At 39.1% G+C, this 13,436-nt stretch carries 14 protein-coding genes and 1 tRNA gene; 7 read left to right on the plus strand and 8 right to left on the minus strand.

What is annotated here, in order from left to right:
• Positions 1–5: 5 nt before the first annotated feature.
• Positions 6–389 (plus strand): SCP2 sterol-binding domain-containing protein, encoded by a 384-nt coding sequence (locus AC1M9L_RS02750; RefSeq protein ID WP_092765941.1) that lies wholly within the window; start codon positions 6–8, stop codon positions 387–389.
• Positions 390–436: 47 nt separating this feature from the next.
• On the opposite strand, the gene AC1M9L_RS02755 is transcribed toward AC1M9L_RS02750, so the two are convergent.
• Entirely contained in the window at positions 437–1,552 is a 1,116-nt protein-coding gene (locus AC1M9L_RS02755) for a transglycosylase SLT domain-containing protein (RefSeq protein ID WP_035266964.1), read from the minus strand.
• Between the two features lie 366 nt (positions 1,553–1,918).
• On the opposite strand from AC1M9L_RS02755, the gene greB reads away from it, so the two are divergent.
• Both greB and AC1M9L_RS02765 read left to right on the plus strand, forming a co-directional pair.
• Complete coding sequence (gene greB, locus AC1M9L_RS02760) at positions 1,919–2,413, plus strand: transcription elongation factor GreB (RefSeq protein WP_180028138.1); 495 nt, start codon at positions 1,919–1,921, stop codon at positions 2,411–2,413.
• A gap of 90 nt (positions 2,414–2,503) precedes the next feature.
• Positions 2,504–2,593 (plus strand) — tRNA-Ser (locus AC1M9L_RS02765).
• Positions 2,594–2,735: 142 nt separating this feature from the next.
• Here the strand turns inward: AC1M9L_RS02765 and AC1M9L_RS02770 are convergent.
• Both AC1M9L_RS02770 and AC1M9L_RS02775 read right to left on the minus strand, forming a co-directional pair.
• Complete coding sequence (locus AC1M9L_RS02770; RefSeq protein WP_481591261.1) at positions 2,736–3,434, minus strand: pirin family protein; 699 nt, start codon at positions 3,432–3,434, stop codon at positions 2,736–2,738.
• 148 nt (positions 3,435–3,582) lie between these two features.
• Positions 3,583–4,812, minus strand: coding sequence for a L,D-transpeptidase family protein (locus tag AC1M9L_RS02775; RefSeq protein ID WP_481591262.1), 1,230 nt, complete (start codon positions 4,810–4,812; stop codon positions 3,583–3,585).
• Positions 4,813–5,017: 205 nt separating this feature from the next.
• On the opposite strand from AC1M9L_RS02775, the gene hemE reads away from it, so the two are divergent.
• The 4 genes from hemE (at position 5,018) to AC1M9L_RS02795 (ending at position 9,467) form a co-directional block, all read left to right on the plus strand.
• Complete coding sequence (gene hemE / locus AC1M9L_RS02780) at positions 5,018–6,091, plus strand: uroporphyrinogen decarboxylase (RefSeq protein ID WP_092765946.1); 1,074 nt, start codon at positions 5,018–5,020, stop codon at positions 6,089–6,091.
• A gap of 17 nt (positions 6,092–6,108) precedes the next feature.
• The gene (locus AC1M9L_RS02785; RefSeq protein WP_481591263.1) at positions 6,109–6,909 is read left to right on the plus strand and encodes a DUF817 family protein; all 801 of its coding nucleotides are present in this window, start codon (positions 6,109–6,111) and stop codon (positions 6,907–6,909) included.
• A gap of 150 nt (positions 6,910–7,059) precedes the next feature.
• Complete coding sequence (locus AC1M9L_RS02790; protein WP_035266978.1) at positions 7,060–7,530, plus strand: DUF3015 family protein; 471 nt, start codon at positions 7,060–7,062, stop codon at positions 7,528–7,530.
• Between the two features lie 59 nt (positions 7,531–7,589).
• The gene (locus tag AC1M9L_RS02795; RefSeq protein ID WP_481591264.1) at positions 7,590–9,467 is read left to right on the plus strand and encodes an Lnb N-terminal periplasmic domain-containing protein; all 1,878 of its coding nucleotides are present in this window, start codon (positions 7,590–7,592) and stop codon (positions 9,465–9,467) included.
• Between the two features lie 45 nt (positions 9,468–9,512).
• Here the strand turns inward: AC1M9L_RS02795 and AC1M9L_RS02800 are convergent, their stop codons facing one another.
• The 5 genes from AC1M9L_RS02800 to trpD form a co-directional block, all read right to left on the minus strand.
• The gene (locus AC1M9L_RS02800) at positions 9,513–9,872 is read right to left on the minus strand and encodes a cupin domain-containing protein (RefSeq protein WP_481591265.1); all 360 of its coding nucleotides are present in this window, start codon (positions 9,870–9,872) and stop codon (positions 9,513–9,515) included.
• A 73-nt stretch (positions 9,873–9,945) separates the two neighbouring features.
• Positions 9,946–10,494: a GTP cyclohydrolase I FolE gene (folE, locus tag AC1M9L_RS02805; RefSeq protein WP_171076769.1), complete on the minus strand. Its 549-nt coding sequence runs from the start codon at positions 10,492–10,494 to the stop codon at positions 9,946–9,948.
• Between the two features lie 94 nt (positions 10,495–10,588).
• The gene (locus AC1M9L_RS02810) at positions 10,589–11,272 is read right to left on the minus strand and encodes a Smr/MutS family protein (RefSeq protein ID WP_092765950.1); all 684 of its coding nucleotides are present in this window, start codon (positions 11,270–11,272) and stop codon (positions 10,589–10,591) included.
• Between the two features lie 284 nt (positions 11,273–11,556).
• A complete protein-coding gene (gene trpC, locus AC1M9L_RS02815; protein WP_481591266.1) occupies positions 11,557–12,363 on the minus strand; it encodes an indole-3-glycerol phosphate synthase TrpC in 807 nt (268 codons plus the stop codon).
• Positions 12,364–12,381: 18 nt separating this feature from the next.
• Positions 12,382–13,428 carry an anthranilate phosphoribosyltransferase gene (gene trpD, locus AC1M9L_RS02820; RefSeq protein ID WP_035266991.1) on the minus strand — a complete coding sequence of 349 codons (1,047 nt, stop codon included), beginning with the start codon at positions 13,426–13,428 and terminating at the stop codon, positions 12,382–12,384.
• Between the last annotated feature and the right edge of the window lie 8 nt (positions 13,429–13,436).

The following is a 13,436-nucleotide window of genomic DNA, read 5'->3' on the forward strand; positions in this document are numbered from 1 at the left end:
AGAACATGCCTGCATTTTTAACTGATGATTGGTTTGCAAACGTTGAGAAACTTACAGCTGAAGCTGGTGATTTGAACTTACCACCATCATTAGCAAATCTAGCATTGAATCTTGTAGTAACAGGTAGCGAAGGAACGACTGAATTAGCGCTTGATAGCGGTAAGATCCAAAAAGGCGCTTCTGCGAATGCTAAAACAACTTTAAACTTAGATGCGGATACTTTACGCAAAGTATTCTTAGAGTTTGACATGGCTGCTGCTATGCAAGCATTTATGACTGGTAAAATCAAAGTTCAAGGCGATATGTCTCAATTGATGGCTTTACAAACAGCGAAGCCAAGCCAAGAACAAAAAGATTTGTTCAAAAAAGTTTTAGAGCAAACTACTTAAGACTTTTTAAACAAAAAAAAGCTTACCTTTAGGTAAGCTTTTTTTTGTTAAATACTCACCAAACTTGGTGTCGTTTTAATATGTTCTAAATAAGCACGAATACGAGTGACGTATTGGATCGCTTGCTTATAACGCGTATTGTGCGATTGATTACGGTAAAGAAAATCATATACCTGTATCCAATCATTCGGATTTTTTCCTTGGGCTTTTAGGCGCTTCATAATCGCATCTGTGGCACCTGGCCCCATATTGTAAGCCACGAGGGCATACCAATAACGATCATGTTTAGGAATATAATCATATTTTGACATCATCAGATCAAAATACTTCGCACCACCTGCAATACTTTGAGCAGGATCAACACGATTCGACACACCCATTGCTTTTGCTGTGTTGTTGGTGAGCATCATGATGCCACGCACACCTGTAGGAGACACAGAATTCGGTTTTAAGAACGACTCTTGATAGCCTATCGCAGCGAGGAAGTGCCAATCTAAGTCGTATGTTTGGGCTGACTTTTTAAAGCTAGCTTTATAAATTGGCATACGTGTTTTCAGATTGCGCTGAATAGTATCCCAATCATCTTGTTTAACCACGTTGCGGTTGTAGAAAGATGCCATTTGACGGATAGCACCATTTTGCTTGCTTTGACAAACAAAACCGCTGGCAGTATCTGTTAAAGGATCAGCAGCATTTTTAAAAACCCAATTGATTTCTGGATTAAGCCCATTTTTGCGTAAGCTTTCAAGGTCACCACATGATGCGGAAAAACCTGAAAGATTCTTTTGCTCAATGGTCATGATCGATGCTGTGGTCACCGCGAAATGAGCTTTACCTTGCTGCACCATTTTCAAAGCGGCTTCATTACTTTGAACCGTTTTAAAATCGAGTTTTACATTTAAGTTTTGAGCGTAACTGCTCACCAAGTCATAGCCAAAGCCATGTTTGAAGTTACCGTCTTTAAAAACCACGGTGGGATTTGACACGGCCACCACTGTAAGCTTGTTCGAATTTACAATGGAGTTGTATTGGTTGTCGGTCTTTGTTGCATTTAATGCATGAAATGGGATAAATGCTGTAGCGAGGACCATCGCTTTAAACGAGAGAGAAGAAGTTAGTGAATTAAGGCAAAGCCTCGATCCAGTGTTTGAACTACTGCGCATGTTGTCTCCGCTACAAGTAATTTATGCCCAAAAAAAGCAAAAGCAGTACCGCCTTAAACTTTTATTTAAAGTTGATAAATTCAATTAGGGTGGGCGTCATGAACGTCATTCAAAATGACATGTGTGGGTGGATAAAATATTGAAGAAAAGATCTTCGTACAAAAAGTAATCAAGATAAAACATGGGCGCATATTAATGGTCAATTTTACTCATGTCAAATTTTGTACAAAAAAAAATAAAAAACATGGTTTTAAGATATTGATAAATAAAAAGAAAAAACTTTATAAAATTTTTCCATGTAGAAATGCGGTATAAAATGTTGCAATGTGTCGCTATAACGTAAGCAAAATACTCATTTTATCGCCTATGAAATCGAATTTAATTACCCGAAGTGGGCATGACAAATTGGTCGCAGAACTACAATACTTATGGCATGAGGAACGACCTGAAATCACCAAAAAAGTGAATTGGGCTGCCAGTTTAGGTGATCGTTCTGAAAACGCAGATTATCAATACAATAAACAAATTTTACGAAAAATAGACCGTCGTGTTCGTTACCTCGGTAAACGACTTGAAGAGTTGCGAATTATCGATTTTTCTCCTGAACAAGAGGGCAAAGTATATTTTGGAGCTTGGGTAGACATCGAGAACGAGGAAGGCCAACTAAAGACGATTCGGATTGTCGGTGTAGATGAAATTTATGATCATCATCCTCAACATATTTCAATAGATTCACCTATGGCACGTGCAATGTTAGGTAAGCAAGTAGATGATGAATTTGAGGTACATACACCCTTGGGAAAAAAAACATGGTTTATTAATTCAATTCGCTATGAAAAGCTCGAAAATTCATCAAAATAGTAATTTCTGATTTAAAAATAGGCAGGCGAGCAAAATTTCTTAGAAAAGTGTTTGCCAATTTTAAAAAATATTTATATGATAGCCGCCATTGGAAGCGTGGCAGAGCGGTTTAATGCACCGGTCTTGAAAACCGACGAGGGTGTGAGTCCTCCGTGAGTTCGAATCTCACCGCTTCCGCCAAATTTTTAAAAAGCCACTAATCATTAGTGGCTTTTTTTATTTTCTTCATATTCGTGCGATATTAAGACTGATATTTACTGTTTGATTTAATTTTTTGAGCATGGCATAAAAAAACCACCCTAAGGTGGTTTCTCTACAGCGTTTAAGCCACTTTTTCTGGAAGGTCGAACCAAATCACACGAGCATCTTCTGATGCTTCAATCTGCGCTGGATCAATAAATGCAATAGCATCTCCAGCATTCACAGTGTGTTCAGCGACTTGAATTGAACCACCAATTACATGTAGATAGCTGACATGTTGTGTTGCAACAACTTCAAGTGAATGACCTTTCTCCAAAACAGCTGTTTTAACCTCCGCATTTTGGCGAATATGCATGGGTGCTTGTTCTGTCGGTCCACAAATCAGATGCCATTGGTTCGGTTGTTCAGCAGGATCGAGTTGAATTTGTTGGTAATTCGGCTCTGCATTGCGCTGATTTGGAATAATCCAGATTTGCAGTAAATGAACTGTTTCATCACCTTGGTTGATTTCACTATGTTGAATGCCTGTACCAGCACTCATCAGTTGCCATTCACCAGCTTTGATATCACCGTGGTTACCCATACTATCTTTATGTGTAATCGCTCCCTGCAATACACAGGTGAGAATTTCCATATTGTCGTGTGGATGTGTACCGAAACCTTGATGACCAGCAATGAGGTCATCATTAATGACACGGAGAGCACTGATGCCCATGTGGTTAGGGTCATACCAGCTTCCAAATGAAAAGCTGTGTTTGGATTCTAACCAACCCATTTTTACATGACCACGTGATTCACTGCGATGTAAATAAGCATTCATGATGATGCTCCTTTCATTATTCTTAAAGATGATGTTATTTTAATAGTTTAAAATGAATAAGATAGTGGATTAGGACAACGTATCGTTCTAATTTTGAAACATAAAAAGGATAAAAAAGCCTGCTTGAAACAGGCTTTTTAAAATTCGATTATTCTAAGAATTTTACTGTAACACCAGAACGAACTTTATTACCCAAATCATTCGCATCCCAGTTGGTTAAGCGGATACAACCGTGTGAAGCTGTCTTTGAAATACTTGATGGGTTAGGTGTGCCGTGAATACCGAACGATTTTTTGCTTAAACCGATCCAGATATTACCTACAGGGCCATTAGGACCAGGTGGTAATGAAAGTGGCTTCAAATTTTTACCTTGTACAAAGTTACTTGGTGAATAGCTATACCAAGGGTTTTTCGCTACACCAGTAATTTTGTATGTTCCAGTCGGAGAAGGAGTGTCAGCACTACCGATGGTTGCTGGGAATGAGCCAACCATTTGGTTTTGTTGGTTAAACAAATAAAGTTGTTTAGCGCCTTTATGAGCCACGATTAAATGAATATTTTCTGGAAGTTCATTGCGAATGTTGGTCACAATAAGCTTTTCACCCGCTTTCTTAAATGTCGCTTTAGGATTTAGTTTCTTGAGAAACTCTTCATCCATATGGAATTTTTCAGCCAGCATTTCACTTACACGAGTGTAATAAAGACCTTTCATTTTCGCTTGTAAAGCATAGTCATGAGGAATTGAGGCTGCATAAGGACCTTTTAGGTCTGCTTCGGTAATCGTATATTCAACATAAGCAGGTTTACCAGCTTGGCGTGCAACTAGAGCATCCCAAGTTTCTTTCGTCAAAACACCTGTAGCCTTTAAACCGTTCATTTGTTGGAATGAAGCAATTGCTTTAAGTGTATTTTTTCCACTTGTACCGTCAATAGCACCTGGTGAAGCATGTGAATTATTTAACATTACGTGTGCACGGGCATATACAGGGAATTGACCTTTGCCAATATTTTCATACCATTCAGCATTATTCAGACTGTCTAGCGTCCATGAATTTGCTGTAGCAGGTGCTGATGTAGATGGAGCTGAATTTATCACTGCTGAAGATGCAGGTGCACTGCCAATGTCCGCAGTGCTATCCTCAGTTCTTTCTAAGTTTTGAAGCGTATCTGCAGCTTGATTTAGATCATTTTGCTCTTGCTGGCTAATTTGGGCTTCAGAGCTAGATTCTACCGCGAGAGGATCAATTGGATCTTGAATAGTATCTAAACTCGTTTTTGTAATTGGAGAAAGTGGTTGTTCAGCAGTACCAGAAGCAGCCAATGCAGTTCCAGACATAATACAACTTAAACTCAAAGCAAGAATTGAGCGAACGAACATGTAATTCAACCTTAAGAATTATTCATATTGATTTATAAAAACACGGATAAAGTATTGCAGAAAAAACACGGATATGCAGTATTTGTTTTGTTTAAATCAAATAAATTCCGATAGTCTCAATCTTTATTTTCATTCTAACTAAATACTTTAAAGTGCAGCTTTTTGGTATGATGAATGGAATTTCAATTTTGCATCGAGAAAGTAAATGACGACCTTAAAAAATGATCGTTTTCTGCGTGCCTTATTACGTGAACCTGTGGACTGCACGCCAGTTTGGATGATGCGTCAGGCTGGTCGATATTTACCTGAATATCGTGCGACACGCGCAACTGCGGGTGATTTTCTTTCTTTGTGCAAAAATAATGACTTTGCTTGTGAAGTGACTTTACAGCCGCTTCGTCGCTATGACTTAGATGCAGCCATTCTATTTTCAGATATTTTGACTGTTCCTGATGCTTTGGGCTTAGGACTATATTTTGAAGCAGGGGAAGGACCAAAATTTAAGAAAACAGTCCGTACTGAGCAGGATGTAGCCCAATTACCAAAAATTGATGCTAAATCGGACTTAGACTATGTCATGAATGCAGTGTCGACAATCCGCTCAGCATTAGGTGGTCAAGTACCGCTAATTGGGTTTTCTGGAAGTCCATGGACACTCGCAACTTACATGATCGAGGGTGGGTCGAGTAAAGATTTCCGCTACACCAAGCAAATGATGTATGCACAACCTGAAGTTTTACATGCCTTGTTAGATCATTTGGCTGATTCAGTCATAGATTATTTGAACGCACAGATTGAGGCAGGTGCGCAGGCGATTCAAATTTTTGACAGTTGGGGTGGTGCACTTGCACATCGAGAATATCAAGAATTTTCACTCAATTATATGCACAAAATCGTGAAGGGTTTAAAGCGTGAAAATGAAGGCCGCAAAGTACCAGTAATTTTATTTACCAAAGGTGGTGGTCAATGGTTAGAACCTATGATCGCAACTGGCGCAGATGCGTTTGGACTGGATTGGACAACCCCTTTAAATGTTGCACGTCAAACTGTTGCTGGTCGCGCTGCCCTACAAGGTAATTTAGACCCTGCAACATTATATGGCTCTCCTGCGAGTATCGAAAAGTCAGTAAAACTAATGCTCGATGATGCATATGCTGCTGGTGAAAAAACGGGTTATGTTGCAAACCTTGGACACGGTATCACCCAATGGGTAGATCCTGCGAATCCTAAAGTTTTCATTGATACGGTACATGAGTACAGCGCAAAATATTTAGGCTAAACATTTAGGATGAATGTGTGAGCTTTTTAAAATCATTATTTGAGTTTCATTATAAGGCAGCATCAGCTGCCTTATTTGGTATTTTATTACTGCTAGCCTTTGCTTTGACGGCTTCGATAGGGCATCAAGAATATTATGGATTGTACCGATACGACTACCTCTTGATTTATGCAGTGGTTATTCAGGTCTGTTTACTGCTTTTAAAGTTAGAGTCTTGGGCTGAAGCCAAAGTTATTGCAATATTTCATATGTTGGCAATGGTCATGGAGATTTTCCTGACACATCCACAGATTGCATCATGGCAATATCCGCAACCTGCGGCATTTAAGATTATGACCGTACCACTTTTTGCGGGATTTATGTATTCTGCCGTAGGCAGTTTTTTTGCTCGTTCACTCAGGCTCTATCGCGTAGAAATTGAGAACTTACCTAGTTTTTTCAATATGATGAGTTTAGCGATCTTGTCCTATTTAAACTTTATGACGAAGTTCTTTATCCTAGATATACGATACTTATTGTTTGCATGGAGCGTGTTGATATTTTGGAAAACTAAAATAACGTTCAAGCTTAAATATCATGAGATGACCTTGCCAATGCTTCCTGTGCTTTTGTTGTTGGCATTTATTATTTGGATTGCTGAAAATATCAGTACTTTTTATCAAATTTGGTTGTATCCAACGCAAGTGGAACAGTGGCATATGGTGGGATGGGGGAAACTTGGTTCTTGGTATCTCCTACTAATGCTGAGTTTAGTATTGGTGTTAAAAATCTTAGGTGAACGGAATTCACAGGGTTTGTGGCGATTGAAGGGCGAATAAGTTAATTCATCAAAAAAACTCAATACTTGATGGCATTGGTAAGATTTGTTTTGCGTTCTTGGCTTGATATCGCTATGTTAAAGAAGTTCGTAAAAGAACAAAATTGGAACAATAAAGAACACTTGAGCACATCAAGTTTGGAGTGATGTTATGTATAAAAAATTAGCTTTAGCTGCGGTATTGGCAGTAGGATCAACAGCTGCATTTGCTGACCGTGATGTTGGTTGTGGTATCGGTTCACAAGTTTGGGCAGGTCAGTCTGGTAAAGTTGCAAAAATCTTAGCAGGTACGACCAACGGTTTATTTGCTAACCAATTATTCGGTATTACTTTCGGGACGTTAGGCTGTAGTGGTACAGGTACAGTAACAGCACAAGCAGTAACATTTACAAATGAAAATGCCGAAGCTCTTGCACGTGATATGGCGGTAGGTGAGGGGGAAAGTCTTAACGTCCTTGCAGAGCTTCTGAATATTAAATCTGAAGATAAAGCACGTTTCTTTGCAGTATCAAAAGAAAATTTCTCTGAAATTTATTCAGCGGACAATCAAGATGCATTCCAAGTCCTTGCATCTCTTCAAACTGTTATGTCTCAAGACGAAGTATTAAAAGCTTACGTTTAATTGCGAAAACCCTGTCTTATGGCAGGGTTTTTTTGTTTCATCATTATTAAGTTCATTTTATGAAATTTGCTTTTTTTTCTGCCTTGATTGTCAGTAGCTTTCTGACACATGCATATACTTCTCCAGTTGAACAATATATTGCACAAGCACAACACCATCAGCTTGATAAAAATAAAACTTGGCAAAGATTAATGTATGCACATCAAGCGAAGAGTGAAGTCAGCTATTCAGGATTTTTTTTTAGTGCAAATGGTGCAGATAATTTACAAGATGAGCTGAATGCAAATATTCGTGAATTATTTATAGATCGAGGACAAGATCAATCCATTATATGTCGTTTCCCAGCTCGCTCTGCATGGTTAATAGAACAACTGAAAATAAAACAAGAGGAGCTTCCTAAAGCAGATTGTCCTGCTCTAGAGGAATGGATTGGACAGATTAAACCGTATCAAGCAACATTGATTTATGCGACAGATTTCATGGGAAATCCAAGTTCGATGTTTGGTCATACCTTGCTACGTCTTGACCCTAAAGATAAAAAAGAGCTTAATCTTATTTCTTATGCAGTCAACTACGCTGCGACGGTCGAAAATAGTGATAGTTTTTCTTTTGCTTGGAAAGGCTTAACGGGTCAATATCCAGGTGAATATTCGTTAATGCCCTACTATCGAAAAGTAAAAGAGTATGGTGATTTCGAAAGCCGTGATTTGTGGGAGTACGAATTAGCATTAAACCCAGAAGAAACCACACGTTTAGTACAACATATCTGGGAGTTAAAGCATGTCCAATTTCCCTATTATTTTATAAGTGATAATTGTGCCTACCGCTTATTGGGACTCATTGATTTGGTAAAACCCGATGCCAATCTACAAGCACAGTTTAGTCATATTGCAATTCCAGTCGAAACCATCAAAGCGGTGCAGCAGCAAGGCCTCATTAAAGATACTGTTTATCGCCCAGCACTTGAAACGCAGTTACTTCATCAAGCAAAACAACATGGTAATGACTTAGCACATTCGGCACATCAATTAACGCTGGTGCAACCAGCACCAATGCGTGAATTTTTAGCTCAATTTACGGCCAAGGATCAGGCGCGTATTCTTGAGATGGCATATGATCATTTGTATCTACAGCTCATTTCTCAAAAAATCGAAGCGAGTATTGCGCAACCTAAAATACGACAAATTTTGAGTTTAAGAAGCCAAATCCCTGTTGAAAAACAACGTACTGAAGTGGCAAGACCACGAATTGACCCTGTGGATGGGCATCATGCTCGAAAAACATCGATTGAATTTGGACGAGTGCAAGACGATACGTTTGTGCAGATCAACCATCGACAAGCCTATCACGATTTATCTGATCTTCAGGGGGGATACCGACTTGGAACGCAGTTGAAATTTCTTGAGGGGAGTCTTGAGTTTCGGAATGATCAACTCAAGTTGGCTGATTTGGATCTTTTAGAAGTGAATTCTTATAATCCAATTACACCTTTTAAGACGCCGTTGAGTTGGGGATTTGGATTCGGTTGGAAACAACTCTCAATTGATGATTCTGGAAATTTCAGTGATAGCGAGCAACATGGTGTTTTGAATCTATCAACACAGTTTGGATATAGTTGGGCAGATGCAGATCGTGAACACCTGTGTTATGCGCAGATGCAGAATCATATTCAAGCTGGAAAAATTTTAGAAAAGGGCTGGAGATTGGGGCTAGGGCCAACTGTAGGTTGTCAAAACTTATGGTCAGATCGAGTGAATAGCTTAGTGCAAATTGAAATCCCTTTTTGGGAAGATCAGCAGGCTTGGCAGCTCGGACTACGATCCTCAGTTCAGTATGCACTTAACTCGCAAAGTGCTATCTCTATTCACTGGAATTATCAATTACAAGAACAGCATGATTGGCATCAAACTAGTTTAGGATTTACACGCTATTGGTAAATACACAGTAGTAGGAAGTACTGTGTTGAAAGGTGAGGCTTGTTTTTAAACGATTACATTCACATAGTACTTTTTCACTTCCTCAACGACTTCGAATGTTCCAATGAATCCTGGTGGTATTACACCTGCTTGACCTGCCGAAACTTCGATAAAGTGATTTTTACTTTGAGTGTGGATGCGAACTTTTCCTTCTATAATTTGAAAGAATTCTTGTTTATTGTCGGCAAATTGAATATTCCAAGCACCAACTTCACATTCCCAAATCCCACATTCCATATGCTCGTGTTCATAAAGACTGTAGGTGTGACGTTCGGGATTGCCTTGGACGAGACGATCAGGACGCGGGAAGTCGACTGATTTTTCTGCGTGTTGTTGACCTTGACCTGCAACATGAAGAGATGTCATATATTCACCTTAAGAAATTGAGCCTTGGAATATGGTCTAAAAAAAACCTCAACAGGGTTGAGGTTTTTATGAATTAATAACTTTCTGGAACAGCGCTCAGAAACTCGCGACGTTCATCTTTGTTAGTTTTAAAGTCCCCAACAAATGATACTGTACGAGTAGTTGACTCTTGTTTGCCTACACCACGCATCATCATACACATATGTGCTGAATCAATGACAACAGCTACGCCTCTAGCACCAGTCACTTGAGCCACAGCTTCAGCAATCTGTTGAGTTAGATTTTCTTGAATCTGTAGACGACGGGCAAACATTTCAGTAATACGTGCAAATTTAGATAAACCTAAAACTTGACCTTCTGGTAAGTAGGCAATATGCACACGTCCATAGAACGGCAGTAAATGATGTTCACAAAGCGAATAGAATTCGATGTTCTTGACCAAAACCATTTCACGGTTGTCTGAAGGGAAGACCGCATTGTTGGTCACTTCTTCAAGCGTTTGGCTATAACCTGACGTCAAATACGAAAAAGCTTTAGCAGCACGCATTGGTGTATCTTTAAGACCAGGACGAGTAAGATCTTCGCCAACGGCAGTTAAAATGTTGGCGTAGGATTGCTGCATAGACATAAGACGTGTTCACTTACACAGATGTTGAACAAGGACGGCATTGTATCAGAAAACGATTACAATGCCGTATATTCAGAAAAAATTCCGATTATTGAGTAAATTTTGGATTCTTTTCTGCACGTTTAAGCAGAACTAAGACCGCGCCAGTGCCACCTTGTTTTTCAGGCGCACTGACAAAAGCCAAAACATCACGATGTTGTCTGAGCCAACTATTAACATAGGTTTTTAAAACAGCTTCAGGGCCTTTACCATGAACAATTTTAATGACGTTTTGATTTTGCTCTTTCGCCATCTGAATAATTTGCAATACAGCTGAACGTGCTTCTTCTACGGTACAGCCATGCAAATCAACTGCTTCAAACCAACGTAAATTTCCAGCTTTCAGATCTTCAAATACTTTATGTTGTAAGGTCGCAATTCGATAACTCAGACTAGCCTGACTGCCAACTGGATTGAGCATGGCTTGAGTATCAGACATCACTGTTTCATCAGTATGCATTGGACCTTCAGCAGCAGCACGTTTTGCTAAGGTTTGAGCATCCAATTTCTTTTTTACTGGTTTCTCAATTTTTGCAATATTACCATGATCAATTTTTTGAACGCCTTGCATCTGCTGACGAAAGAGTTCTAAATCTTCCTCATGCTCTTGTTCAACCGTCTTTTCAATAGGTTTAGGAGCTTCAACACGAGGAGCAGGATTACTGATTTGTTTCTTAAACTGTTTCAGTAAATTAAATTGATCTTTTGATAAAGAAGAATCATGTTTACTCATAACGTGCTTGTAACTTTAAAGTGGAAGAGGAATGAATGTGATTATAATCCGAAAATCCCTTAACTTTGTAGTGAGAAGTATTTAAGTTGATTTTAAGGTGTTGAATTAAGTGGAGATAACTTAAGGGATAAAGCAAAAAAAAGAGATTGATTATTAATCTAATTTATTTTGAATTTGTTCTAGCTATTGTTGTTGGCATTAATGGAGGCAAGAATGGATTCGGAAATCCATTCTTATGAGATTGAATTATTTTTAGTCGAACAATTTACCGCAGAATATTAGAGTTAAATATTCTGAGGTTCGCCAAACAATGCGGTAAAGGCATGATCAGGACGAGGCTGTTTCATAAAACTTTCACCTACAAGGAAAGTGTGAATGTCATTTTCTTGCATCATGGTGACATCCGCTGAGGTTGCAATGCCGCTTTCCGTCACTAATAAACGAGATGGTGCAAGTTGTTTTTTTAGACGAATTGATGTGTTCAAATCAACATCGAAAGTTTTTAAATTACGATTATTAACGCCTAATAAACAACGATCTGATAATTTGAGAGCACGTTCTAGTTCATATTCATCATGCACTTCAACCAGTACATCTAAATGATGTTCAAATGCAGTTTTCGACATTTCCTCAAGTTGTTGATCTGAAAGACATGCAACAATGAGAAGGATACAGTCTGCATGCAATGCACGAGCTTCAATCACACCATAAGGATCGATTAAGAAATCTTTTCTTAGTGCAGGCAAATCACAGTGAGAGCGAGCAATATGAATGTTCTCGTCGGCACCTTGGAAGAAATCAATATCTGTAAGTACTGATAAACAAGCTGCACCCGCTGATTGATACTGTTCAGCTATTTCAGCAGGATTGAAGTTTTCTCGAATAATGCCTTTAGAAGGAGATGCTTTTTTGATTTCAGCAATGACAGCAGGACGTTTGTGTTGTAGTGCTTGAGCAAAACCGCGAACAGGGCTAGCGGCTTGAGCGAGTTCTTCGACGTCCTTATAACTACGTAGTTTTAATCGTGCAGCAAACTCTTCTTGTTTACGGTCAACAATTTTGCCAAGAATAGTATTCGCGATATCTAACATAAGAATGTCCTGACTTAATTAAGCTTCATAATGTTTTATTGTTTTTGTGAATTCAGAAAGCACATCCATCTTTTCAAGTGCCTGACCACCATAAATGATGTCATGTGCTAATGCCACACCTTGTTTATAACTCGAAGTTAAACCTGAGACATAAATACCAGCACCAGCATTTAATGCAATCATACTGGCCGCTTTTTCACCTTTTGGTGATTTTTTCTTACCTAGTGCATCTTTGATCAGTGCCAAACTTTCAGCAGAGCTATCAACAGATAAATGCGTCAATGTTTGAGACTCAATCTCTACATCCTCAGGGAGGATTTCCCATTCAGTAATTTCACCATTTTTTAACTCAGCAACATAGGTGGATGAAGCAAGACTGATTTCATCTAGCCCATCTTTAGAGTGAACAACCATGACGTGCTCAGCACCAAGTTGCTTAAGAACTTCAGCAATAGGTCGACATAATTCTGTTGAGAACACGCCAATTACAAAGCGCTTTACACCAGCCGGATTCGTAAGCGGGCCAAGTAAGTTGAAAATGCTTCTGAAGCCCAATTCTTTACGAGGACCTGCTGCATACTTCATTGCTTTATGATGGTTTGGAGCAAAGAGAAAACCCACACCCAAATCGCGGATACAGCGTTCAGTCTGTGCCATATTTAGGTCGAGATTAATACCAGCTTGTTCTAATAGATCTGACGAGCCTGATTTTGATGACACACCTCGGCCACCGTGTTTGGCAATCGTTGCACCTGCAGCTGCAATTACAAAACTTGATGCAGTTGATACATTAAACAGGTTTTGTCCATCACCACCCGTGCCAACAATATCGACTAAGTATGGAAGATCACTGACATCAATCTTGATCGCATATTCACGCATCACGCGTGCAGCAGCAGTAATTTCGTCAATACTTTCGCCTTTTAAACGTAAACCCATCATTAATGCACCGATTTGTGCATCAGTCGCTTCACCATCCATAATGGTGCGCATAACAGCTTCCATTTGAGGCTGTGTTAATTCAATATTTTTCGTAATGTTGTTTAATGCTTGTTGAATATTCATGTCTTGCT

The organism is Acinetobacter sp. ANC_7511 (genome assembly GCF_056779975.1).

Bases quoted from the DNA above. Each gene is read 5' to 3' on its own strand.
- greB (WP_180028138.1), top strand. From the start codon at position 1,919: ATGAAATCGAATTTAATTACCCGAAGTGGGCATGACAAATTGGTCGCA.
- AC1M9L_RS02775 (WP_481591262.1), bottom strand. From the start codon at position 4,812: ATGTTCGTTCGCTCAATTCTTGCTTTGAGTTTAAGTTGTATTATGTCT.
- AC1M9L_RS02800 (WP_481591265.1), bottom strand. From the start codon at position 9,872: ATGACATCTCTTCATGTTGCAGGTCAAGGTCAACAACACGCAGAAAAA.
- trpC (WP_481591266.1), bottom strand. From the start codon at position 12,363: ATGTTAGATATCGCGAATACTATTCTTGGCAAAATTGTTGACCGTAAA.
- AC1M9L_RS02810 (WP_092765950.1), bottom strand. From the start codon at position 11,272: ATGAGTAAACATGATTCTTCTTTATCAAAAGATCAATTTAATTTACTG.
- hemE (WP_092765946.1), top strand. From the start codon at position 5,018: ATGACGACCTTAAAAAATGATCGTTTTCTGCGTGCCTTATTACGTGAA.
- AC1M9L_RS02750 (WP_092765941.1), top strand. From the start codon at position 6: ATGCCTGCATTTTTAACTGATGATTGGTTTGCAAACGTTGAGAAACTT.
- AC1M9L_RS02755 (WP_035266964.1), bottom strand. From the start codon at position 1,552: ATGCGCAGTAGTTCAAACACTGGATCGAGGCTTTGCCTTAATTCACTA.
- AC1M9L_RS02770 (WP_481591261.1), bottom strand. From the start codon at position 3,434: ATGAATGCTTATTTACATCGCAGTGAATCACGTGGTCATGTAAAAATG.
- trpD (WP_035266991.1), bottom strand. From the start codon at position 13,428: ATGAATATTCAACAAGCATTAAACAACATTACGAAAAATATTGAATTA.
- AC1M9L_RS02795 (WP_481591264.1), top strand. From the start codon at position 7,590: ATGAAATTTGCTTTTTTTTCTGCCTTGATTGTCAGTAGCTTTCTGACA.
- folE (WP_171076769.1), bottom strand. From the start codon at position 10,494: ATGCAGCAATCCTACGCCAACATTTTAACTGCCGTTGGCGAAGATCTT.
- AC1M9L_RS02790 (WP_035266978.1), top strand. From the start codon at position 7,060: ATGTATAAAAAATTAGCTTTAGCTGCGGTATTGGCAGTAGGATCAACA.